The following is a 21,085-nucleotide window of genomic DNA, read 5'->3' on the forward strand; positions in this document are numbered from 1 at the left end:
AAGTGGCGGAGAGACAGGGATTCGAACCCTGGGTGGGCTTGCACCCACAACGGTTTTCGAGACCGCCCCGTTCGACCACTCCGGCACCTCTCCGCGGGGGTCTGGTGAGGGGGGGATTTAGTGGGGAACGCGCAGGGGTGCAAGCAGAAAATTCCTCAATTCAGTGATCGCGGGATTTTCCATTGCCAGAGCGCCGAAAACACCTAGGCTATTTCCTATGACCTATACTCTGCGCCATATCGCCTGTTGCCTTCTCGTGCCTCTTTTAGTTGCCGCCTCGGCTGCAAACGCCGCCAATCGCGACCGGATCGAAGCCTTCCTGACCACGACAGGCTTTGATGTCGCGCTTGAGAGTATCGCGCTGGCATCGGCCTCGGCGCCCCAGATGCTGGGGATCGATGCGGACGGGTTTGGCTCGGACTGGGCGCGCCTGACCGAAGAAGTGTTCGATACCGAAAGCATGCATGAAACCGCCGTTGCCATTCTTGAACAGACGCTCAGCGACGAAGCGCTGACACACGCGGTGGAGTTCTATGCCTCGGATCTGGGTCAGCGTCTGGTCGTGGCCGAGAACGCCGCGCATCTGGACGAAGATGACGCAAGCAAGCAACAACAGGGGCAGGAGATCGTTTCCGAGCTTATCCGGACCGGCTCGGCGCGTGTCGAGAGTTTGAAGCGGATGAACCGCGCCGTGGATGCCAGCGGGACCTCGTTACGGGCCTTGCAAGAGATCCAGGTCAGGTTCCTGATGGCCGCCAGCGCGTCAGGCATAATTGAACTGCAACTGAATGGCGATGAACTGCGCGAGATGCTGAGACGCAACGAAGGCGAAATGCGCCGATCATTGCAGATTTCAGCGCTGGCGGGGGCTGCGCATACCTACAAGGATTTCTCGGACGCCGATGTTGATGCCTATGTCGAAGCGCTGGAGCAGCCCTTGATGCAAGAGGTCTATGAGCTGCTGAATGCGATCCAATACGAGATCATGGCCATGCGGTTTGAGGTTCTGGCCACGCGCATGGCTGAATTGCGGCCTGCACAGGATATCTGATGCGGGTGCTGGCTGCTGCAACGGCGCTTGTTCTATGGGCTGTCCCGGCGGCGACCAGCGAACAGGCGACACGATTGATGCAGGCCATGCATCTATCCGACTTCATCGACATTCTCAGCTCAGAAGGCCGCGCGCAGGGTCAATCGATCAATCAGTCGATGTTGGGGGGTGCGGGCGGCTCGTATTTTGAAGCGCAGGTTAACCAGCTTTACGATCCGGTTTGGATGCAAGAGACGCTGTCGGGCGCTGTCGAAGACATCATGACCGATACACAACTTGAGCAAGCGGCGATCTTCTTCGAAAGCGATCTCGGCCAGACGCTCGTTTCGCTGGAAAACTCGGCCCGTCGCGCGCTGGCCGATGAAACAATCGAAGAGATGGCGCGCGCAGCTTACAATCAAGCAGACCGTGACGATGGGTTTTTCCGGTTGGTGGACGAGTATGTGCAGGTCAATGACCTCATCACGCAGAATGTGCAGGGCACCCTGAGCGCTGATCTGAACTTCTATCGCGGTTTGGCCAGTGGGCAGGACGTCTTGACCAATGAGGAAGCGTGGTTGCAAGAGCTGTTTGACCAGCAGGACGAAACAACGCAAGAGACGACCGAATGGATGTATGCGTTCCTGCTGCTGGCCTACAGGCCACTCACCGAAGCCCAGATGCGCGAGAATATTGCCTTTTCGCGGACGGAAACCGGACGTGCCTTGAATCAAGCTTTGTTTGAAGGGTTTGATCAGATGATCAACCAGATTTCATACCAGCTGGGCGCGGCGGTTGCGCAGGCCATGCAGGCCTCGGACCTATAGGTTCTGAATTGGGTTGACTTTACCCCCGAATGTTTGGATAAGCCCGCATCCCGGCCGGATTCTCCGCGCCGGGTATCGTTATTATTGATCCATCGGGCATTGCCCTTGGGTCGTCACACAGCCCGAAAAGGGCGCGCTGTTCGAGGTGGCGAAAGCCAGCAACACCCATACGGGGACCACAGAACGCGGCTGGAAAAGGAAAGACGCATGTTTGCGGTCCTCAAGACTGGCGGCAAGCAGTACAAGGTTCAGGCGGGCGACGTGCTCCGCGTTGAAAAACTGGCTGCCGACGCAGGTGAAAAAGTTCAATTCAACGATGTTCTGATGCTGGGCGGTGACGCTCCGGTTGTTGGCGCACCTTTCGTTGAAGGCGCAGGCGTACAGGCCGAAGTGATCGAACAGATCAAAGGTGACAAGGTCATCAAATTCGTCAAGCGCCGTCGTAAGCACAGCTCGAAGCGTACCGTTGGCCACCGTCAGAAGCTGACTCTGGTCAAAATCACCGACATCCTGTCGTCGGGCGCTGACAAGTCGGGCATCAAAGCTGCAACCGGTTCGGCTCCGGCTGGCGAAGCTGCTCCGGCAGCGAAAAAGCCTGCTGCTAAGAAAGCTGAAGCTAAAGCAGAAGCACCCGCCGCCGCTGCCGCTGCCGCTGCCGCTGACGATCTTACCAAGCTGAACGGTGTCGGCCCTGCCGCTGCCAAAAAGCTGGCCGAGGCCGGTATCGAGAGCTTTGCCGCTCTGGCCGCCTTGTCGGACGAGCAGATTGCTGCTATCGACACCATCAAAGTGAAACCCGAATGGGTTGAGCAAGCCAAAGAGCTGGCTCAAGGCTAAGGAGAGAGAGAATGGCACATAAGAAAGCTGGCGGTTCCTCCCGTAACGGTCGCGACTCAGCAGGTCGCCGCCTTGGCGTGAAACTTTATGGTGGCCAGGCGGCCATCGCAGGCAACATCATCGTGCGTCAGCGCGGCACCAAGTTCTGGCCGGGCGAAGGCGTAGGTATGGGCAAAGATCACACCATCTTTGCAACCGTCGATGGCGCCGTGAAGTTCCACAAGGGACTCAAAAACCGCACCTTCATTTCGGTCCTGCCAGTGGCGGAGGCCGCAGAGTAAGCCGAGACCCAGAAGGTTTAGTAAAAAATTCATGGGGGACCGGCAGAAAATGCCGGTCCCTTTTTCGTTTTAACGCAGTCGTGATCACCAAAACCGATGACCGTCGCAACCACCAGTTTCCTGATCTTTGCCGCCAGCCAGGTCGGCACGCCGGGACCGGCCAATATGGTCCTGCTGGGCACCGGTGCGCGCTATGGCTTTCGGGCGGCGCTGCCCTTTGTGGCGGGCGTGGTGCTGGGCAAGCAGCTGATCATTTGGCCCGTAGGTTTTGGCCTGATGCAGGTGGCCGAGCAGGCTCCGTTGGCGTTTGAGGTGCTGAAATACGCCTCGGCCATGTATATATGTTGGTTGGCGTGGAAGATCGCCAATCTGCGCCTGTCGCGCGGCACCGTTGAGGGCGATGCGCCCGGGTTCTGGGCCGGTCTGATCGTTCACCCGCTGAACCCAAAGGCCTGGGCCATGATCATCGCCGGATTTACCGGTTTTGTCGCGGCGGGAACGTCGAGTTTTGAGGCGACGCTCACGATCGCTCTCTGTTTGTTGTTTTGCCAGATGGTGTTGCACCCGATCTGGACGTTTGCCGGGGACCGGATCGCGCATGCGGTTGAAGGTCGCCCCATTGAAAAATATCTGATGTGGACTTTGGCGGGTCTGACCGTCGCGTCCGTATTTTTCGTGTTGTTCGGAGGAGGAACGCACTCATGAAACTTGAGACGATAATCAATCAGCCGGTCATCGAAACCGAGCGGTTCGATCTGCGCCCCCTGCGCCGGTCGGATATGGGTCTCATCGAACATTATGCAGGCGATGAGCGCGTGGCGCGGATGACCACTCGGATTCCACACCCGTTGCCACCCGGCTCGATCGACGCGTTCGTGACCCGCTCGATGGCCGAAGACCGGGACGAGGATGTCTGGGCTATGGATGCCACAAAGGAAGGCGGGCCCGAATTGATTGGTCTGATCTCGCTGACCCGGCTGGATCGCAATCAGTCTGAGGTCGGGTATTGGGTGGCTCCGGTCTACTGGAATACCGGCATCGCATCGCTTGCGGTTGAGACGCTGGTAAACGCAAACCCGCTTGAGAATGCGACCATGTTCGCAAGCGTCTTTCAGGACAACCCGGCCTCGGCTCGGGTGCTGACCCATTGCGGGTTTCAGTATCTTGGCGATGCCGAGACATATTCCGTGGCGCGCGATGCGAATGTGCCCACCTGGACCTATACAAAGAAACTCTGACTTGTGGCCGATGGGGCCTTTGCAGTAGGGGACAGACCATGAAATTTCTCGATCTTGCAAAGGTCTACATCCGGTCCGGGGCCGGCGGTGGCGGCTGCGTCAGCTTCCGACGCGAAAAATACATCGAATACGGCGGCCCTGATGGCGGGGACGGTGGCAAAGGCGGGTCCGTCTGGGCTGAGGTCGTGGACGGGCTGAACACCCTGATCGACTTCCGCTATCAGCAGCATTTCTTTGCAAAGAACGGCCAGCCCGGGCGTGGTCAGCAGCGCACCGGCAAAGATGGTGACGACATCATCCTGCGCGTACCGGTGGGCACCGAGATTCTGGACGAAGACGAAGAGACCGTCATCTGCGACCTGACCGAGGTTGGCCAGCGGGTGTTGCTGGCCAAAGGCGGCAACGGTGGCTTCGGCAACCTGCATTTCAAATCGGCCACCAATCAGGCCCCGCGTCGCGCCAATCCGGGGCAGGCGGGTATTGATCGGACCATCTGGCTGCGGCTGAAACTAATCGCCGATGTGGGCCTGTTGGGTATGCCCAACGCGGGCAAGTCGACCTTTCTGGCGGCCACGTCGAATGCAAGACCCAAGATCGCCGACTACCCGTTCACCACGCTGCACCCAAATCTGGGCGTCGTCGGCGTCGACAACGTGGAATTCGTCGTGGCCGACATTCCCGGCCTGATCGAAGGCGCGCACGAAGGGCGCGGCATCGGAGACCGGTTCCTCGGTCACGTTGAGCGCTGTGCGGTGTTGCTGCATCTGGTCGATGGTACCTCGGACACGGTGGCCGAAGACTATCGCACTATCATCCATGAACTCGAAGCCTACGGCGGAGAACTGGCGGAAAAGCCACGCATCACGGTTTTGAACAAGGTCGACGCGCTGGATGATGAAGAACGAGATTTTGCCAAGACCGAACTTGAGGAAGCCGTCAGCGGCCCCGTCATGACCATGTCCGGCGTTGCGCATCTGGGCGTGACCGAGGTGCTGCGCGCCTTACGGGCACAGATCGACGAAAACCGTCTGCGCCAGAAACCCGCCGAGGAGGCCGCACCTTGGCAACCCTGACCGCGGCCAAACGACTGGTGGTCAAGATCGGCTCGGCCTTGCTGGTCGACCGGGATACGGGTTTGCTCAGATCGGACTGGCTGAAATCACTGGCGCAGGATGTGGCATGGTTGAAAGAACATGGAACGGATGTCGTTCTGGTCTCATCCGGGTCAATCGCCTTGGGCCGAGGTGTATTGGGCCTGCCGATGCAGAACCTGCCGCTGGAACAGTCTCAGGCCGCCGCGGCGGTCGGGCAAATCCGCCTGGCGCGCGCCTACGAAGAGGCGCTGACCCCGCATCAGATCAAGACCGCTCAGGTGTTGGTGACGCTGGAAGACAGCGCAGATCGGCGACGGTATCTGAACTCACGGGCGACGCTGGAAACCCTGCTAGGGCTGGGCGTTGTTCCGATTGTCAACGAAAACGATACAGTTGCCACGGATGAGATCCGATATGGAGACAATGACAGGCTGGCGGCTCAGATCGCGGTGACCATTGGGGCGGATCAATTGATCCTGTTGTCCGACGTGGATGGGTTCTATTCCGGCAACCCCAACGAGGACGCAACCGCCACCCGGTACGAGGTGATCGAACAGATCACGCCCGAGATCGAGGCGATGGCAGGCGATGCCGGCTCGGGGCTGTCCAAGGGCGGGATGAAGACCAAACTGCTGGCGGCAAAGATGGCCACGGCTGCGGGATGCGATATGGCGATCACCGAAGGGTCGCCTTTGAACCCGCTGAAAATGCTTGAAAACGGCGCGAATTGCACTTGGTTCACGGCAACACTTGATCCGCATGCGGCTCGCAAACGCTGGATCTCGGCAATGAAACCGCGTGGAGAAATTGTGATCGATGATGGCGCAGCGAAGGCGCTTTCCAATGGTAAAAGCCTGCTGCCTGCGGGGATAGTCGAGGTCACGGGTGATTTTGGCCGCGGCGATCCGGTGGCCATTCTGGACCCGCAGGCGCGCTGGCTGGCGCAAGGCCTCAGCCGCTATACTGCGCAAGAGGCGGACGCGATCAAAGGGCGGAAATCGTCCGAGATCGAGGCGACACTGGGCTATCCGGGCCGCGCGGCCTTGATCCACCGGGACGATCTGGCGCTGTGAGGGCGCGACCTGATATACTGAGACCGAAAGGCGCATGAGATGAAGGATTTCGACAACATTCCCGCAATGATGGCCGACCTTGGTGCACGCGCCAAAGCGGCCTCGGCCAAGCTTGCCTTTGCCAGTGCCGAGCGTAAACACGCCGCGCTGATCGCCTCCGCCGACGCCGTCTGGCATAACCGTGCGAACATTATTGAGGCTAATAAGAAAGACCTCGAGTTCGGGCGTGATAAGGGCCTCAGCCCGGCCATGATGGACCGCCTGATGCTGGACGAGGCCCGCGTGCAGGGCATGGTTGACGGGCTGCGGACTGTGGCCGATCAACCCGATCCGGTGGGAGAGGTGATCGCCGAATGGGACATGCCGTCCGGTCTGAACATTCAGCGCGTGCGCACGCCGCTGGGTGTGATCGGCGTGGTCTACGAAAGCCGCCCGAACGTGACTGCGGATGCAGGCGCGTTGTGTTTGAAGTCTGGCAATGCCGTGATCCTGCGCGGCGGGTCCGAGAGCTTTCATTCCTCGGGCGCGATCCACGCCTGTCTGGTCGAGGGGCTGAAAGCGGCCAACCTGCCCGAGGATGCCATTCAGCTTGTGCCCACCCGCGACCGTGCGGCGGTGCAGGAATTGCTGACCATGACCGACTATGTGGACGTCATCGTTCCGCGTGGTGGCAAAGGTCTGGTCGGTCTCGTGCAGCGTGAGGCGCGGGTGCCGGTTTTTGCCCATCTTGAAGGCATCGTGCATATCTATATCGACAAGGCTGCTGACCCGCAAAAGACCCTCGACGTGGTGCTGAACGCCAAGACCCGCCGCACCGGGATCTGTGGTGCGGCGGAATGCCTGCTGATCCATCAGGATGTGGCCGAAACTCTTGGCCGTGATCTGATTTCTGCGCTTCAGACCGCCGGTGTCGAGGTGCATGCCGAGGGTGTGTTGGCAGGCGAAAATACCATCCCCGCCACGGCTGAGGATTGGGGCAAGGAGTATCTCGACAGCATCATCGCGGCGCGACCCGTCGCGGATATCGATGCCGCGGTTGCGCATATCCGCAAGTATGGTTCGAACCACACCGATTGCATCATGACCGAAGATACTGCTGCCGCCGCGCGGTTCTTCGAACGGCTCGACAGCGCGATCCTGATGCACAACGCGTCAACACAGTTCGCCGATGGTGGAGAGTTCGGCATGGGTGCCGAGATCGGCATAGCCACCGGCAAGATGCATGCGCGTGGTCCGGTCGGGGCCGCTCAGCTGACCAGTTTCAAATATCTGGTGCGCGGCAACGGTACGACCCGCGCCTAAAACCGCAGGGTAACGCGGGTTGCGGTGGTTTCTGCCGCGACCCTGCGACCCATCGCTGTGGCTGTTTCGGCCAGCAGCGCAAATTGTACCTGCGCCGGGCTGAGTTTGTCGCTGAAACGCCCGGTCGCGACACCTTTCCACAGGTTGCTATCGACGTTCAGCCTGTCGGCCACGCCAGTAACGGTCCAGCCGCCGCCTTGTGTGCTGATGTCGACCTCACCACCCAAAGGCATCGCGCTTTCGCAGCACATCATCGCCAGAAAGGCCAGCTTGACCTGATTGCGCGGCACCGCCTCGGTCAGGTTCCAGTTGACCCGGACCCGGCCCGCGCGCTCAACGTCGCGCAAAAGCTCGCTTACCTCGGCCCGCCCCAACGGCTGGTCACTGGCCGAGCCAAAGGCCACGCGAAAGAACCGGATGCGCGCACCCGCGCTGCCGACGCTGCCCGAGATCAGCTCCATCTCGGGACCCTGTGCAGCGCCCACCATTTCAAGCAGTTCCAGCCCGTTGGTAATGGCCCCGATCGGGCTGATCAGATCGTGACAGATTCGCGACCCGATCAGCTCGGCCAGGTTGACGTCTGTTGCACCCATGCGTACCTCCTGCTGCATCTGCCGCAGGACCCGGAGCCCCGATATGACAGATTTGAATGCCATTCTTGCACCGGGCATGTATGTCCGCCACCCCGATTTCCCCGATTGGGGCGTTGGACAGGTGCAGTCCAATATCGGCGGCAAGATCACCGTTAACTTTCGCGAGCAGGGGAAAGTGGTAATCGACGGGACACGCATAGCCCTGATGCCGGTCTTTGATCCGTGAAACTGGTTTAGGAATGGTTAACAACCGGGGCGAAATGCGCGCTTGTTGCCTTTCGCCGCGCAAACGCGCTATCAGCGCGCAACAGGAACAACGGACACAGTTCTGATGCCGGACGCAGGCCGCTCATTCACCGTAAAACTCGTCGAGACAGAGGCGGAACTGCACGCAGCTCAGCGGCTGCGGTACGATGTCTTTGTGCGCGAACTGGGCGGTGGCGGCGCGATGGTGGACCACGAAGCCGGGCTCGAAAAAGATCGGTTCGATCCTTATTTCGACCATATGATCGCGCGCGACGACGCAACGGGCGACGTAATAGGCGTCTATCGGTTGCTGCCCGGCGATCGGGCGGCCGAAGTGGGGCAGTTCTATTCCGAAGACGAATACGACCTGACCGTTCTGAAGCAAAGCGGTCGTAAGTTGCTGGAACTTGGCCGTTCTTGCGTGCACCCGGATTACCGTGGTGGCACCGCAATGTACCACCTGTGGAACGGGCTGGCAGCCTATGTCGCAGAGCGCAAGATCGAGGTTCTGTTTGGCGTCGCCAGCTTTCACGGCACCGACGTGCAGGCTCTGGCGCAGCCGTTGTCGATGCTGCATCACAACCATCTGGCCCCGCCCGATCTGAGAGTACGTGCGCAGCCTGATGTTTTTGAACCCATGGACCTGCTGGAGCCGGATGCGCTGGACCGGCGCGCGGCCATGGTGCAGGTGCCATCGCTGATCAAGGCCTATCTGCGGCTGGGCGGTTTCGTGGGCGAGGGGGCCTTTATCGATCATGCCTTCAACACGACCGATGTGTGCTTGATTCTCGACACCGCCCGCATGAACGAACGCCAGCGGCGCATCTATAGTGGGACGTAACCCGGTGGCCGACCCTTCGTGGCAAAGTGATGATGCGCCCGATCCGATCACGCTGGGCCTGATCGGCTGGTTTCTGGTGGTTCTGCGCGGCGTGCCGCTGGCCATTCTGGTCTTTGGCGGGCTGATCATTCTGTTGACCATCCGCCTGATCGAGCGCCCTCTGTTCGGGGTGCAGCGCCCGGTCACGCCGTTCATCACTCAGTTTGTCTGTCGCAATGCGTTCCGAATCCTTGGGATCGGCTTTCGCACTTCGGGAGAATTGATGCAGCAACGCGGGGCTGTCGTGGCCAACCATACCTCGTGGCTGGATATATTTGCGCTGAATGCGCGCAAGCGGGTGTATTTCGTCTCGAAAGCCGAAGTGGCGAAATGGCCGGGGATCGGGTGGCTGGCTCGGGCGACGGGGACTGTGTTTATCGAACGTGATCCCAAGAAGGCGCGCGAACAGACGCGGATTTTCGAGACCCGCCTGAAAGCCGGGCATAAGTTGCTGTTTTTCCCCGAAGGCACATCAACCGATGGCTTGCGCGTTTTGCCATTTAAAACAACGCTTTTTGCCGCATTCTTCACAGATGAGCTGCGCGATTTCATGTATGTTCAGCCGGTATCGGTGGTTTTTCATGCACCCAAAGGTCAACCGGATCGCTTCTACGGCTGGTGGGGCGATATGGAGTTCGGGCCGCATTTGCTAAAAACTCTTGGCGCGCGAAAACAGGGGTGGGTCGAGTTGATCTATCACGCCCCGGCCAAGGTCAGCGATTTTGCAAACCGTAAGGCGCTGGCGGCTCATTGCGAACAGGCGGTGCGCCATGCGCATTCCTTGGCGCGGCTTGAAAAATAAGGGCATTGGCCCTTGCACCGTCGTCAAACCTGCCGTATACGCGCGCCATTCAAACCCGCAGGCGGGGTTTGGGCTGTATAGGGGAGACATCCTTATCTGGCCCGCCGGTTGGAGCATCCGCTTCTTTCACCCCCGCCGAGGCGTAAACCGGAAAAGGAAAGTAAAGCATGGCTCTTCCCGAGTTCACCATGCGTCAGCTGTTGGAAGCTGGCGTTCACTTTGGTCACCAGACACAGCGTTGGAATCCCCGCATGGGCCCGTTCATCTACGGCTCGCGCAATGGTATCCACATCATGGACCTGACCCAGACCGTTCCGATGCTGGATCAGGCGCTGCAGGCCGTTCGTGACACCGTTGCAAAAGGTGGCCGCGTTCTGTTTGTTGGCACCAAGCGTCAGGCGGCTCAGCCGATCGCGGAAGCGGCTGAAAAGTCGGCTCAGTACTTCATGAACCACCGCTGGCTGGGCGGCACGCTGACCAACTGGAAAACCGTTTCCCAGTCGATCAACCGTCTGAACCAGATCGACGAAGCCATGGAATCGGGCGCTGAAGGCCTGACCAAAAAAGAGCGTCTGGGCATGGAACGTGACCAGGCCAAGCTGCAGGCTTCGCTGGGCGGTATCCGTGAGATGGGCGGTGTCCCTGACCTGCTGTTCGTCATCGACGTCAAGAAAGAAGCACTGGCCATCGCCGAAGCCAACAAGCTGGGTATCCCGGTTGTGGCTGTTGTCGACACCAACTGCTCGCCCGACGGCGTAGACTACATCATCCCCGGCAATGACGACGCAGCCCGCGCCATCGCCCTGTATTGCGATCTGGCCGCACGTGCCGCTCTGGACGGCATGACCGCTCAGATGGGTGCTGCTGGCGTTGACCTGGGTGCTTTCGAAGAAGCGCCGGTTGAGGAAGTGGTTGCTGAAGAAGCACCTGCAGAAGAAGCCGCGCCGGAAGCCAAAGCCGAAGCGTAAGCTGCCCGTTACGTTAATGACATATGGGGCAGGGTAGACCTGCCCCTAATCCGTTTGAATTGAGGAGAGCCAAGAGATGGCAATCACAGCAGCAATGGTGAAAGAACTGCGCGACTCGACCGGCGCAGGCATGATGGACGCGAAAAAAGCGCTGACCGAAACCGGCGGCAACATGGACGAGGCCGTTGACTGGCTGCGCACCAAAGGCCTGGCCAAAGCGGCCAAGAAATCGGGCCGTACCGCAGCAGAAGGTCTGGTTGCTGTTCACGTCAACGGCGGCAACGGTGTTGCGGTCGAGGTGAACTCGGAAACCGACTTCGTGGCGAAGAACGCTGAGTTCCAGGAAATGGTCGGCAAGATCACATACGCAGCGGAAGGCGTTGATGATATCGACGCTCTGCTGGCCGCTGATCTGGGCGGCAAAACCGTTGCAGACACTCTGACCGACAAGATTGCCACCATTGGTGAGAATATGTCGGTACGCCGCATGTCGAAACTGTCGGGTGACACGGTTGTGTCTTATGTCCACAACGCAGCCACCAGTGGCATGGGCAAGATCGGCGTTCTGGTTGCTCTGACCGGCGGCGACGAAGCGATCGGCAAGCAGGTTGCGATGCACATCGCGGCTGTGAACCCTGCGGCCCTGTCCGAGGCCGACATGGATCCAGCTGTTGTCGAGAAAGAAAAGCAGGTTCAGATGGACATCGCCCGCGAATCCGGCAAGCCGGAGCAGGTGATCGAGAAGATGATCGAAGGCCGCATGAAGAAATTCGTCGCCGAATCGACTCTGCTGAACCAGCAGTTTGTTGTGAACCCTGACCTGACCGTGGAAGCCGCTGCGAAAGAAGCAGGTGCAACCATCACCGGCTTTGTTCGCATGGAAGTTGGAGAAGGCATCGTGGTCGAAAAAGAAGACTTCGCAGCCGAGGTTGCCAAGGCCGCACAAGGCTAAGGCCAACCTGTTACTGAAAAACAAAAGAACCCGGTTGCCGCGCGCAGCCGGGTTTTTTTTCATGCCAAACAACTACTTGGCGCTGCACGCTGCGCGATAGGGACCTTGATGTGATAGGGTGGGGATTGAGGGACCCCGCATGATGGGGATGGACAGGGTCCCTCAAAAATTCCAACAAAGCGACGCGGACGAATAGGCGCCCCTTAGTCAGAGCGATCAGAGAGCTTTGGTATCACAAAGGTCTGACCAAAACGTTCCCTGGCTAAAGCCACCACTCACGGAACTTCTTTAATGTGCAATTTCCCGTGAGGATTTGGAAGTCATGATTTCCTTACCCTAGGTCAATTTGACGCAAGTTAGCGTCAAATCAACGTTAAGCTTCCATCACAAACATCTGATTCTGCAGCGCCGCTTTCAACACCGCCTGCGCCGTGGTTTCGACCGACAGAGCTTCGCGCGCCAGACGCAGGTGTTTTTCGACAGTGGCCGAGGTCAATCCCATCAACAACGCGATATCCTGTGTTGTCTTGCCGTCGCCGACCCACTGCAGCGCCTCGCGCTGGCGTTTGGTCAGCGCACGATTGGGTGCGTTATAGGGCAGGGTCAGGATCTTCAGATGCGCGACATTGTTCATCAGTAAGATGTCGTCGCCGTGTTCTTTCCAGACCTCGTCCAACTCTTCCTGCGTTCCTTCGTGCGCCGCAAGCGAGATCGCCCCCTTCGACCGCATCGAGACCGAGTTGAAACTGACGGTATAGCCGACAGTCACCCCGCGAGACTTGTTGAACTCATAAACCTTGAGCTCTTCCGCCGACATCACACCGCTCGACATCATATCGCGGATCATGCTCCAGCTGGCTGCGCCTTCATTATTCAAGGCCCATTTCAGCATTGGTGCGTGGAAATACAGGCCGGATCGAATGAAACCTTCCAGATAGTCCGAGCAGTGATTGGTCAGAATCACAAAATCCTCAGGATCGCCAAGCGAGGTGGCCGTGCGATACTGCGTATAGCCATACAGCAGCCGGTCAAACCCATACTCTGCCATCTGCCGGCAATGTGCATCCCACAGCTCCTCAAGGGTCTTGGTATAGCTCAGAAAGTTGAGGTATTCCCTGAGGTTCATGCGGTGTCCCTTTCGGCAAGAAAGGCAGCAAGCGCGTCCAGTGCCAAGACATAGCCCTGGGCCCCAAAGCCGCAAATCTGCCCGATCGCAACCGGAGCGATGTAGGACTTATGTCGAAACGCTTCGCGTGCGTGGATATTGGACAAATGCACCTCGACCACGGGCACCTGGGCCGAAGATATGGCATCCATCAACGCGACCGAGGTATGGGTAAATGCCCCGGCATTCAAAACGATACCATCCTGCACCCCACGGGCACCGTGGATCGCATCGATAAGCGTACCTTCATGATTGCTCTGCAAATGCGTGACCGATAGCCCATGCATCTGACCATGCGAGACACACAGATCTTCGATCATTTTCAGTGTCGTATGGCCATAGACCTCGGGCTGCCTTGTGCCCAACAGATTGAGGTTCGGGCCATTCAGAACCAGAATTTTGTGCATCTTTTTTACTGTCCCTATCTCCCTTTTTTTCATAAACCCGAAACGGGTGGGCGTCCAGCGACCTCAATACCGGCAGGACAACCGCTTTGCCGAATATTGGCAGACGATTTATTTCTGAAAAGTGACTTGGTCACATACTGGGCATCGTAACCACGATTTTGCCAAGGACCGAACGTTGCTCCAAAACCACCAGAGCCTCGGACGCGCGCTCAAGCGGGAACCGCGCGGTGATCCGTGGTGCGATCTTCTGGGCACCATATAGCGCGAAGAGTTGCGCAAGATTCTCGGCATGCCCCTTGGGATCGCGAAACACCGAAGCGCCCCAGAATACACCGACGATCTGGCAGCCTTTCAGCAAGGTCAGGTTCAGCGGCAGGCTCGGGATGCCGGCCGGAAATCCAACAACCAGATAGCGACCTTCCCAAGCCATGCTGCGCAAAGCGGGTTCGGCATATGCTCCGCCCACGGCGTCATAAACCACATCCACTCCTTCGCCCCCAGCCAACGATTTGATCTCGACCGAAAGCGCCTTTTGAGCATCCCGGTCCGGGTCGCGCGGATAGATCAGCGTTTCATCCGCGCCGATCTCTTTGCAGAACTCTGCCTTGTCTGCAGAAGACACCGCCGCGATCACGCGTGTACCCATCGCCTTGGCAAGCTCTATCGCAGCGGATCCAACACCACCGGCGGCACCCAACACCAGCACCGTCTCTCCGGCCTTCAAAGCCGCGCGATCTTTGAGCGCATGATAAGAGGTGCCGTAGGTGAAAACAAAACAGGCCGCATCGTCAAATGGCATGGCATCAGGGATTTTCACCGCAGTCGCGGCCTTGATCGTCAAGTGGGTCGAGAACCCCCCATGTCCGGTAAGCGCCAGAATCCGATCGCCCGGCGCGAAGCCCTTTACACCATCGCCAACCCCAATCACTTCACCGGAAATCTCTCCGCCGGGCGCAAACGGGCGCGGTGGCTTCATCTGGTACAGATCGCGTATGATCAGGGTGTCGGGAAAATTCACACCAGCCGCATGCACGCGGATCAGCAATTCACCCCGAGCGGGCGCCGGATCGGGCAGGGCGCTCAGTTCAAGGGTTTCAGGGCCGCCTGCTGTGACGCTGAGTAATGTCTGCATGTTTTCTGTTGCCCCTTGCTTCGGTGGTCCTGAAATCGTTGGATTACAGGCGGGGGTTGTCAAGAAGATGACGTTCCACCTTCCGTAACGGTATCCGGGCAAAGGAGAGCTCATGACGCCTGAAGCATTGTTTTCATTGGATGGCAAAACCGCGCTGGTCACGGGCGGCGCGACGGGCATCGGCCGGATGGCCGCAGAAGCCCTGGTGCGTGCCGGTGCGCATGTGCTGATCGCCTCGCGCAAGGGCGATGCATGCGCAGATGTTGCAGCAGAGTTAAACGCATTGAATGCGCCGGGATCCGCCGAAGGGTTCGCCGCAGACATCGGCAGTGAAGACGGCATAGATGCGCTGGTGTCCGAAGTGAAGGGCCGCGTGGAAACACTTGAAATCCTGATGAATAATGCAGGCGTGACCTGGGGCGCACCAATGGGCCAGTTCCCGTATGCGGCATGGGACAAGGTGATGTCAGTCAATGTCGCGGGAATTTTCGATCTGACCCAAAAACTGCTGCCGCTGCTGATGAAATCCGCCTCGGACGACGACCCGGCGCGTGTGATCAACGTGGGCTCGGTAATGGGAGAAACACCAATGGGGGACGGCGCTTACAGCTATTCTGCCTCGAAGGCGGCTGTGATCCATCTGACCAAAATCATGGCCAAAGAGCTTTCACCCTACCGCGTCACGGTGAATGCGCTTGCACCGGGGCCGTTTGTGTCGCGCATGACGGCATTTGCCACCGAAGATGTCGACAAGCGCGAACGTGTCGGCAAATCCGTCCCGCTGGGCCGCGTAGGGCGCGCCGAAGATATCGGTGGCTGCGTGCTGTTTCTCTGTGGGCGCGGCGGCAGCTATGTGACCGGGGCGGTCCTGCCTGTTTCAGGTGGGATCAATGTGCAAAGCGGCGGCAACATATTTGCCGACGCGCTATAGCGGTTTCAAACGTTTGGGCTTGGGATGAGTGATCAACAAAACAGACTTAATATTAATGCAGTAGATGCCTATCTTAAACAACATCTCCCCGGCTATCAGGGCCCGCTTGAAGCAGAAAAATTCACGGTGGGTCAATCAAACCCAACCTATCTGCTGCGAACGCCAACCAAGACCTATGTTCTTCGGCGCAAGCCAGCGGGCGTGTTGCTTAAGTCTGCCCATGCAGTGGACAGAGAATTCCGCGTTCAAAACGCTCTGACCCGTTCCAAGGTACCGGTGCCGCGTATGCACCTGCTGTGCGAAGACGACGATATCATCGGCTCGGCCTTTTATGTGATGGAGCATCTGGACGGGCGTTCATTCGTAGACCCCGTCATGAAAGGCGAGGACAACGCCACCCGCACAGGCATATTGCACGAGATGAACCGCGTTCTGGCCGAGCTGCACATGGTTGATATCGACACTGCAGGCTTGTCAGATTTCGGCCCTCCGGGAAACTACTTCGAGCGGCAGATCGGGCGCTGGACCAAGCAGTATCGGGCATCGGAAACCGAAAGCATAAGCAAAATGAACAGCTTGATTGACAAGCTTGAACTTCAGATTCCAGCAGATGACGGTCAGAGAACACTGGTTCACGGCGACTACCGTATCGACAATATGCTGTTCGAACACAATGGAACGACCTGTGTCGGCCTGCTGGATTGGGAGCTATCGACCATTGGCCACCCCTATGCAGATCTTGCGGCTGTGATCATGCAGTGGCAATTGCCACCGGGCAAGGAAGGGCGCGGACTGGCGGGGGTGGATCGGGACGCTCTCGGGTTGCCGTCTGACCAAGCGTTTATCGCCGAATATTGTCGCCGACGCAGCCTGCCAGGCATCGACAATTTCGGCTTCTATCTTGCCTTCAACTTCTTCCGTATGGCGGCGATTCTTCAAGGGGTCTACAAACGGTCGCTGGACGGCAACGCGTCGGACCCCGCACGGGCACGCGCCTTCGGTGCCTATGTACCGGTCTTTGCGCAACATGGCCTGTCGGCGCTGGAGGAATAGACCATGACATTCGATGCATCGGCACTGCCGCGCATTCAGGACTGGATGCAGCGATATGTGGACGAGAGAAAATACGCCGGTAGCAGCTTGCTGATCCAGCAGGAGGGGAAAGAAGCGTACTTTCATTCCTGCGGCCGCCGCTGTCTGGAAAAGAACCTACCGTTTCAGCGTGATAGTCTCGTACGCATCTACTCGATGACCAAACCCGTGGCCTCGGTCGCGCTTATGATGTTGGTCGAACGGGGCATGTTCCATCTCGACACGCCCGTGTCCGAGTTCCTGCCCGAGTTTCAATCGATGCAAGCCCTGATCGCGGACGCCACGCATCTGGACCAGACCGAGCCCGCGCCGACGCCAACCCTGCATCAGTTGCTGACTCATACCAGCGGGCTGAGCTATCCGTTTAATCCGGGGTTGCTGCCCAAGGCGATGGATGAGCTGGATTTGATATTCTCACCGGCGCAGGGCCCTCTTGCGGATCGTGTGAAGCTGCTGGCCACGTTGCCATTGGCTTTTCAGCCCGGTCCGCGGTGGGAGTACTCGGTTGGTATCGACGTGATCGGTCGCGTGATCGAGGTCGCATCAGGACAGCCGCTGGACCGTTTTCTGGCCGAACATATATTCGTGCCCCTGGGCATGCATGAAACCGGTTTTTCGGTGCCGGACGGGGCAGGGGATCGGTTCGCCTCGCTCTACACTCCGCTGGAAGGCGATGCGATGGCGTTGAACACAGCCAAAACGGGGGGCGATACACTGCGCCTTGTGGACTGTGCTGGCAAGTCGCCGTTTGAAGCCGCAACCACTTTTTCTGGCGGTGGCGGGTTGATCAGCACGATCGACGATTACGGCCGTTTCGCGGAGATGCTGCGCAAAAAGGGCGCCGGGAAAAACCAGCGGATACTGGGGCCAAAGACCATAGAATTCATGATGCGCAATCACTTGCCGGGCGACATTGCATCAATGGGACCGCAGAGCTTTGCCGAACAACCCATGGAGGGTACAGGGTTTGGTATCGGGGGGGCCGTGGTGCTTGACCCGGCGCGCCTGCGGTGTCCGGGCTCGGTCGGTGATTTCGGTTGGGGCGGCATGGCCTCGACCTATTTCTGGGTGGACCCAGTTCACGATTTCTCGGTGGTTTTCTTTACCCAGCTGTCGCCGTCCAGCTCATACCCTTCGCGGGCCGAATTGAAGGCGCTTGTGCACGGGGCCCTCGTTGAATGATCCCAGCACGGATGATAGCGGAAGACGCGACCATACCGGAGACCCGCATATGACCGAAGCTGAACGCATTCTGCTTGACCTACTCGACATCGAAGCGCTTGAGGTTGACCTGTTTCGCGGCACCGGCTCTGGCGGAGAAACGCCCACGCGCATCTTCGGCGGGCAGGTGATCGCACAGGCGTTAGCCGCAGCCTACAGAACGGTCGACGACAGGCTGTGTCATTCATTGCATGCCTATTTCATCCGACCCGGTGATCCGTCAATTCCGGTTATTTATCAAGTAGATCGCGCGCGGGATGGCGGATCTTTCACCACCCGTCGGGTTGTCGCGATCCAACACGGAAAGCAAATCCTGAACCTGTCAGCCTCGTTTCACAAACAGGATGACGGTTGGGATCACCAACATCCAATGCCCGCAATTGAGGCGCCCGAAACGCACCCCTCACGCGACGAATTACGAAAGCGATACCTCGATCGGGTACCGGACTCGCTCAGAACCGAGCTTCTGCGTGAGCGCCCGATTGAAGTGCGGGATGTTGCGCCGCTGGACCTGTTCTCACCGGAAAAAGCGGAAGACCGCAACCATGTCTGGTTTCGCATGAAGGCCGCCGCGCAGGCCGATCGGGTTACACAACACCTGCTGTTGGCATATGCGTCTGACATGAGCTTGCTGAGTTCCGGCATGCGACCGCATGGCCTGAGCTGGTTCACCGGAGAGATTGACGGTGCCAGTCTGGATCACGCGATCTGGTTCCATGCACCGGTGCGGTTTCAGGATTGGCATCTCTATGCGATGGAATCGCCGTGGACGGGGCAGGGGCGCAGCTTCAACCGAGGGTCAATCTATGCGCAGGACGGTACCTTGGTTGCATCTGTGGCACAGGAAGGCTTGCTGAGACGCCGCAAAAGACGTTAGTTTTCTCTGCTAAACTTTTGATTTAAATTCGACATCCCCTCAATCCAACGGTCGTAGTCAGCCGCCTTCAGACGCAGATAGTCCAGCACCTGAGGATGCGGCAAAATAAGAAACCTTTCGTCCGCCAGCGCCTCGACGCAGGCTTGTGCCACCGCGGCGGGCTCAAGCATACCGTCGATTGCCGCGACCGAGTTCTCATGTCCGCGCGTCATATCCGAGCGCACCGCCTGAGGGCAAAGAACCGAAACCCTGAGTCCTTTGTGCGCGTAGGTCAAGGCCAGCCATTCGGCGAACCCCACGGCTGCATGTTTCGTCACGCCATAAGGCGCGGCACCCGGTTGATTGAGCAGCCCGGCAGCCGACGCGGTCACCATAAGATATCCGGCGCCACGTGCGATCATACGCGGTATCAAATGGCGCGCGGTCCAGACATGCGACATGACGTTGATCTGCCAGATACGATCCCATTCAGCGTCAGCAACATCAAGCCCGCCAAGTGTCAGGATACCAGCATTCGCACAAAACAGGTCTATCGGCGCGATGGTGTCTTCGACAGTTTCGATCAGGTCGCGGATATCGTCTTCAACCGCAACATCACAGCGGATTGCATGGCCGTCGATTTGCCCCGCAACGCGCTGCGCGCCGGCCAAATCGATATCCGCGCAAACGATACGCGCACCTTCTTCAGCAAAACGCTCGGCAAGTCCTTTGCCAATTCCGCCGGCAGCGCCGGTGACGACAACTGTCTTATCTTTCAGATGCATCTCTGTCTCAGCTCATGTCCAGAATGCAGCGTAACAGGTTGAAAAACCACCGCTAGTGCAGATGTCCTAACGGTGGTCCTGATTTTACATAATCATGATTATACGTTTTATAGAATCCTTCAATAAAACGCCTGCAACCCAGTCTGTGCCCGCCCCAGGATCAGCGCGTGCACGTCATGCGTCCCCTCATAAGTGTTCACCGTTTCCAGATTGATCATGTGGCGCACCACTTGGAATTCCAGCGAGATACCGTTGCCGCCGTGCATGTCCCGTGACATACGCGCGATGTCCAATGCCTTGCCGCAATTGTTGCGTTTGATGATTGAAATCATCTCGGGCGCAGCTTCAGCCTGATCCATCAGACGTCCAACACGCAGGCTGGCCTGCAGACCCAGAGCGATTTCCGTCTGCATCTCTGCCAGTTTGCGCTGGAACAGCTGTGTCTGCGCCAATGGTCGATTGAACTGTTTGCGGTCCAGACCGTATTGCCGCGCGCCGTACCAGCAGGCCTCGGCCGCGCCCATAACGCCCCAGCTGATGCCATAGCGTGCGCGGTTCAGGCAGCCGAACGGCCCTTTCAGGCCCTGAACATAAGGCAACAGCGCCTCTTCACCGACCTCTACCCCATCCATAACGATCTCGCCGGTGATTGAGGCCCGAAGGCTCAGTTTGTTCTCGATTTTCGGCGCGCTCAGGCCTTTGATGCCTTTGTCCAGAACAAAGCCGCGGATTTTGCCGTCATGGGCATCCGACTTCGCCCAGACAACAAACACATCGGCGATCGGAGCGTTCGAGATCCACATCTTGGTCCCGGTCAGACGATAGCCGCCATCGATCTTCTCGGCCCGGGTTTTCATCGCGGCGGGGTCCGAACCGGCATCCGGCTCGGTCAGTCCAAAACAACCGATCCATTCACCGCTGGCCAGTTTCGGCAAATATTTGCGGCGTTGTTCTTCGCTGCCATAAGCATAGATCGGATACATCACCAGCGAGCTTTGAACGGACATCATCGAGCGATAGCCTGAATCCACGCGCTCAACCTCTCGCGCGACCAAGCCATAGCTTACGTATCCCGCGCCGATGCCGCCGTATTCCTCGGGGATTGTCGTTCCCAACAGGCCCATTTCGCCCATTTCACGGAAGATTTCCGGGTCGGTTTCCTCATTCTGGAACGCCTGCGTAACACGCGGCTGCAGTTTTTCCTGAGCATAAGCACGGGCGCTGTCGGCGATCAGGCGTTCCTCTTCTTCCAGTTGGTCGGCCAGGCGAAACGGATCATCCCAAGTGAAGTTGCCCAGTTCAGGCGCGTCTTTGGCCCGCAGAACAGGTTTGGTCTCTGGCGCGTTCATACTGTGTCTCCGAATATGGTGTCG

General features: G+C 58.5%; 24 protein-coding genes and 1 tRNA gene. 18 read left to right on the plus strand and 7 right to left on the minus strand.

Going from position 1 to position 21,085, the window contains the following annotated elements:
• Positions 1 to 3: 3 nt before the first annotated feature.
• A tRNA-Ser gene (locus tag ACR0KM_RS14810) sits at positions 4 to 93 on the minus strand.
• 124 nt (positions 94 to 217) lie between these two features.
• Here ACR0KM_RS14810 and ACR0KM_RS14815 point away from each other — a divergent pair.
• The 9 genes from ACR0KM_RS14815 to ACR0KM_RS14855 all read left to right on the plus strand — a co-directional run bounded on the left by ACR0KM_RS14815 (position 218) and on the right by ACR0KM_RS14855 (position 7,682).
• Positions 218 to 1,051 (plus strand): DUF2059 domain-containing protein, encoded by an 834-nt coding sequence (locus ACR0KM_RS14815; protein ID WP_480822226.1) that lies wholly within the window; start codon positions 218 to 220, stop codon positions 1,049 to 1,051.
• Positions 1,051 to 1,857: a DUF2059 domain-containing protein gene (locus ACR0KM_RS14820; RefSeq protein ID WP_480859351.1), complete on the plus strand. Its 807-nt coding sequence runs from the start codon at positions 1,051 to 1,053 to the stop codon at positions 1,855 to 1,857. The genes ACR0KM_RS14815 and ACR0KM_RS14820 overlap by 1 nt, the downstream gene beginning before the upstream one ends.
• 207 nt (positions 1,858 to 2,064) lie before the next feature.
• On the plus strand, positions 2,065 to 2,694 hold the full coding sequence (locus ACR0KM_RS14825; protein WP_480859350.1) for a 50S ribosomal protein L21: 630 nt from the start codon (positions 2,065 to 2,067) through the stop codon (positions 2,692 to 2,694).
• An 11-nt stretch (positions 2,695 to 2,705) separates the two neighbouring features.
• Positions 2,706 to 2,975: a 50S ribosomal protein L27 gene (rpmA, locus tag ACR0KM_RS14830; RefSeq protein ID WP_010440093.1), complete on the plus strand. Its 270-nt coding sequence runs from the start codon at positions 2,706 to 2,708 to the stop codon at positions 2,973 to 2,975.
• A gap of 96 nt (positions 2,976 to 3,071) precedes the next feature.
• Positions 3,072 to 3,680 (plus strand): LysE family translocator, encoded by a 609-nt coding sequence (locus tag ACR0KM_RS14835; RefSeq protein ID WP_480859348.1) that lies wholly within the window; start codon positions 3,072 to 3,074, stop codon positions 3,678 to 3,680.
• A complete protein-coding gene (locus ACR0KM_RS14840) occupies positions 3,677 to 4,213 on the plus strand; it encodes a GNAT family N-acetyltransferase (RefSeq protein ID WP_480859346.1) in 537 nt (178 codons plus the stop codon). Before ACR0KM_RS14835 ends, ACR0KM_RS14840 begins: the two co-directional genes overlap by 4 nt.
• A 38-nt stretch (positions 4,214 to 4,251) precedes the next feature.
• On the plus strand, positions 4,252 to 5,286 hold the full coding sequence (gene obgE, locus ACR0KM_RS14845; protein ID WP_480822236.1) for a GTPase ObgE: 1,035 nt from the start codon (positions 4,252 to 4,254) through the stop codon (positions 5,284 to 5,286).
• Positions 5,274 to 6,380, plus strand: coding sequence for a glutamate 5-kinase (proB, locus tag ACR0KM_RS14850; protein ID WP_480822238.1), 1,107 nt, complete (start codon positions 5,274 to 5,276; stop codon positions 6,378 to 6,380). Before obgE ends, proB begins: the two co-directional genes overlap by 13 nt.
• A gap of 39 nt (positions 6,381 to 6,419) precedes the next feature.
• A complete protein-coding gene (locus ACR0KM_RS14855; protein WP_480859344.1) occupies positions 6,420 to 7,682 on the plus strand; it encodes a glutamate-5-semialdehyde dehydrogenase in 1,263 nt (420 codons plus the stop codon).
• Here ACR0KM_RS14855 and ACR0KM_RS14860 read toward each other — a convergent pair.
• The gene (locus ACR0KM_RS14860) at positions 7,679 to 8,275 is read right to left on the minus strand and encodes a histidine phosphotransferase family protein (protein WP_480859342.1); all 597 of its coding nucleotides are present in this window, start codon (positions 8,273 to 8,275) and stop codon (positions 7,679 to 7,681) included. The two genes, ACR0KM_RS14855 and ACR0KM_RS14860, sit on opposite strands and share 4 nt — an antisense overlap.
• A gap of 43 nt (positions 8,276 to 8,318) precedes the next feature.
• On the opposite strand from ACR0KM_RS14860, the gene ACR0KM_RS14865 reads away from it, so the two are divergent.
• From ACR0KM_RS14865 to tsf, 5 genes are all read left to right on the plus strand, one after another.
• Positions 8,319 to 8,501, plus strand: coding sequence for a DUF3553 domain-containing protein (locus ACR0KM_RS14865; RefSeq protein WP_010440107.1), 183 nt, complete (start codon positions 8,319 to 8,321; stop codon positions 8,499 to 8,501).
• 105 nt (positions 8,502 to 8,606) lie between these two features.
• Complete coding sequence (gene olsB, locus ACR0KM_RS14870; RefSeq protein WP_480859341.1) at positions 8,607 to 9,362, plus strand: L-ornithine N(alpha)-acyltransferase; 756 nt, start codon at positions 8,607 to 8,609, stop codon at positions 9,360 to 9,362.
• Positions 9,363 to 9,366: 4 nt separating this feature from the next.
• Entirely contained in the window at positions 9,367 to 10,203 is an 837-nt protein-coding gene (gene olsA, locus ACR0KM_RS14875; RefSeq protein WP_480859339.1) for a lyso-ornithine lipid O-acyltransferase, read from the plus strand.
• 167 nt (positions 10,204 to 10,370) lie between these two features.
• Complete coding sequence (rpsB, locus tag ACR0KM_RS14880) at positions 10,371 to 11,171, plus strand: 30S ribosomal protein S2 (protein WP_480859337.1); 801 nt, start codon at positions 10,371 to 10,373, stop codon at positions 11,169 to 11,171.
• A gap of 76 nt (positions 11,172 to 11,247) precedes the next feature.
• Positions 11,248 to 12,123 (plus strand): translation elongation factor Ts, encoded by an 876-nt coding sequence (gene tsf, locus ACR0KM_RS14885; RefSeq protein ID WP_480822249.1) that lies wholly within the window; start codon positions 11,248 to 11,250, stop codon positions 12,121 to 12,123.
• Between the two features lie 373 nt (positions 12,124 to 12,496).
• Here the strand turns inward: tsf and ACR0KM_RS14890 are convergent, their stop codons facing one another.
• From ACR0KM_RS14890 to ACR0KM_RS14900, 3 genes are all read right to left on the minus strand, one after another.
• Positions 12,497 to 13,249, minus strand: a complete 753-nt coding sequence (locus tag ACR0KM_RS14890; RefSeq protein ID WP_480822251.1) for an autoinducer binding domain-containing protein — start codon at positions 13,247 to 13,249, stop codon at positions 12,497 to 12,499.
• On the minus strand, positions 13,246 to 13,695 hold the full coding sequence (gene aroQ / locus ACR0KM_RS14895) for a type II 3-dehydroquinate dehydratase (RefSeq protein ID WP_480859335.1): 450 nt from the start codon (positions 13,693 to 13,695) through the stop codon (positions 13,246 to 13,248). Before aroQ ends, ACR0KM_RS14890 begins: the two co-directional genes overlap by 4 nt.
• 130 nt (positions 13,696 to 13,825) lie before the next feature.
• Positions 13,826 to 14,827: an NADPH:quinone oxidoreductase family protein gene (locus ACR0KM_RS14900; RefSeq protein WP_480859333.1), complete on the minus strand. Its 1,002-nt coding sequence runs from the start codon at positions 14,825 to 14,827 to the stop codon at positions 13,826 to 13,828.
• 112 nt (positions 14,828 to 14,939) lie between these two features.
• On the opposite strand from ACR0KM_RS14900, the gene ACR0KM_RS14905 reads away from it, so the two are divergent.
• The 4 genes from ACR0KM_RS14905 to ACR0KM_RS14920 are packed head-to-tail and all read left to right on the plus strand — an operon-like array spanning position 14,940 to position 18,948.
• Entirely contained in the window at positions 14,940 to 15,758 is an 819-nt protein-coding gene (locus tag ACR0KM_RS14905; protein ID WP_480859332.1) for an SDR family NAD(P)-dependent oxidoreductase, read from the plus strand.
• A 24-nt stretch (positions 15,759 to 15,782) separates the two neighbouring features.
• Entirely contained in the window at positions 15,783 to 16,811 is a 1,029-nt protein-coding gene (locus tag ACR0KM_RS14910; RefSeq protein ID WP_480859331.1) for a phosphotransferase family protein, read from the plus strand.
• A gap of 3 nt (positions 16,812 to 16,814) precedes the next feature.
• Entirely contained in the window at positions 16,815 to 18,032 is a 1,218-nt protein-coding gene (locus ACR0KM_RS14915; protein ID WP_480859330.1) for a serine hydrolase domain-containing protein, read from the plus strand.
• A gap of 49 nt (positions 18,033 to 18,081) precedes the next feature.
• Positions 18,082 to 18,948: an acyl-CoA thioesterase gene (locus ACR0KM_RS14920; RefSeq protein WP_480859329.1), complete on the plus strand. Its 867-nt coding sequence runs from the start codon at positions 18,082 to 18,084 to the stop codon at positions 18,946 to 18,948.
• On the opposite strand, the gene ACR0KM_RS14925 is transcribed toward ACR0KM_RS14920, so the two are convergent.
• Positions 18,945 to 19,712, minus strand: a complete 768-nt coding sequence (locus tag ACR0KM_RS14925) for an SDR family oxidoreductase (RefSeq protein WP_480859327.1) — start codon at positions 19,710 to 19,712, stop codon at positions 18,945 to 18,947. The genes ACR0KM_RS14920 and ACR0KM_RS14925 overlap by 4 nt on opposite strands.
• 119 nt (positions 19,713 to 19,831) lie before the next feature.
• Positions 19,832 to 21,061: an acyl-CoA dehydrogenase gene (locus ACR0KM_RS14930; RefSeq protein ID WP_480859325.1), complete on the minus strand. Its 1,230-nt coding sequence runs from the start codon at positions 21,059 to 21,061 to the stop codon at positions 19,832 to 19,834.
• Positions 21,062 to 21,085: the final 24 nt, after the last annotated feature.

This window comes from Ruegeria sp. G10, from assembly GCF_056533645.1.

Coding starts and splice junctions, on each gene's coding strand:
- ACR0KM_RS14815 (WP_480822226.1), top strand. CDS start 218: ATGACCTATACTCTGCGCCATATCGCCTGTTGCCTTCTCGTGCCTCTT.
- ACR0KM_RS14820 (WP_480859351.1), top strand. CDS start 1,051: ATGCGGGTGCTGGCTGCTGCAACGGCGCTTGTTCTATGGGCTGTCCCG.
- ACR0KM_RS14825 (WP_480859350.1), top strand. CDS start 2,065: ATGTTTGCGGTCCTCAAGACTGGCGGCAAGCAGTACAAGGTTCAGGCG.
- rpmA (WP_010440093.1), top strand. CDS start 2,706: ATGGCACATAAGAAAGCTGGCGGTTCCTCCCGTAACGGTCGCGACTCA.
- ACR0KM_RS14835 (WP_480859348.1), top strand. CDS start 3,072: ATGACCGTCGCAACCACCAGTTTCCTGATCTTTGCCGCCAGCCAGGTC.
- ACR0KM_RS14840 (WP_480859346.1), top strand. CDS start 3,677: ATGAAACTTGAGACGATAATCAATCAGCCGGTCATCGAAACCGAGCGG.
- obgE (WP_480822236.1), top strand. CDS start 4,252: ATGAAATTTCTCGATCTTGCAAAGGTCTACATCCGGTCCGGGGCCGGC.
- ACR0KM_RS14855 (WP_480859344.1), top strand. CDS start 6,420: ATGAAGGATTTCGACAACATTCCCGCAATGATGGCCGACCTTGGTGCA.
- ACR0KM_RS14860 (WP_480859342.1), bottom strand. CDS start 8,275: ATGGGTGCAACAGACGTCAACCTGGCCGAGCTGATCGGGTCGCGAATC.
- ACR0KM_RS14865 (WP_010440107.1), top strand. CDS start 8,319: ATGACAGATTTGAATGCCATTCTTGCACCGGGCATGTATGTCCGCCAC.
- olsB (WP_480859341.1), top strand. CDS start 8,607: ATGCCGGACGCAGGCCGCTCATTCACCGTAAAACTCGTCGAGACAGAG.
- rpsB (WP_480859337.1), top strand. CDS start 10,371: ATGGCTCTTCCCGAGTTCACCATGCGTCAGCTGTTGGAAGCTGGCGTT.
- tsf (WP_480822249.1), top strand. CDS start 11,248: ATGGCAATCACAGCAGCAATGGTGAAAGAACTGCGCGACTCGACCGGC.
- ACR0KM_RS14890 (WP_480822251.1), bottom strand. CDS start 13,249: ATGAACCTCAGGGAATACCTCAACTTTCTGAGCTATACCAAGACCCTT.
- aroQ (WP_480859335.1), bottom strand. CDS start 13,695: ATGCACAAAATTCTGGTTCTGAATGGCCCGAACCTCAATCTGTTGGGC.
- ACR0KM_RS14900 (WP_480859333.1), bottom strand. CDS start 14,827: ATGCAGACATTACTCAGCGTCACAGCAGGCGGCCCTGAAACCCTTGAA.
- ACR0KM_RS14905 (WP_480859332.1), top strand. CDS start 14,940: ATGACGCCTGAAGCATTGTTTTCATTGGATGGCAAAACCGCGCTGGTC.
- ACR0KM_RS14910 (WP_480859331.1), top strand. CDS start 15,783: ATGAGTGATCAACAAAACAGACTTAATATTAATGCAGTAGATGCCTAT.
- ACR0KM_RS14915 (WP_480859330.1), top strand. CDS start 16,815: ATGACATTCGATGCATCGGCACTGCCGCGCATTCAGGACTGGATGCAG.
- ACR0KM_RS14920 (WP_480859329.1), top strand. CDS start 18,082: ATGACCGAAGCTGAACGCATTCTGCTTGACCTACTCGACATCGAAGCG.
- ACR0KM_RS14925 (WP_480859327.1), bottom strand. CDS start 19,712: ATGCATCTGAAAGATAAGACAGTTGTCGTCACCGGCGCTGCCGGCGGA.
- ACR0KM_RS14930 (WP_480859325.1), bottom strand. CDS start 21,061: ATGAACGCGCCAGAGACCAAACCTGTTCTGCGGGCCAAAGACGCGCCT.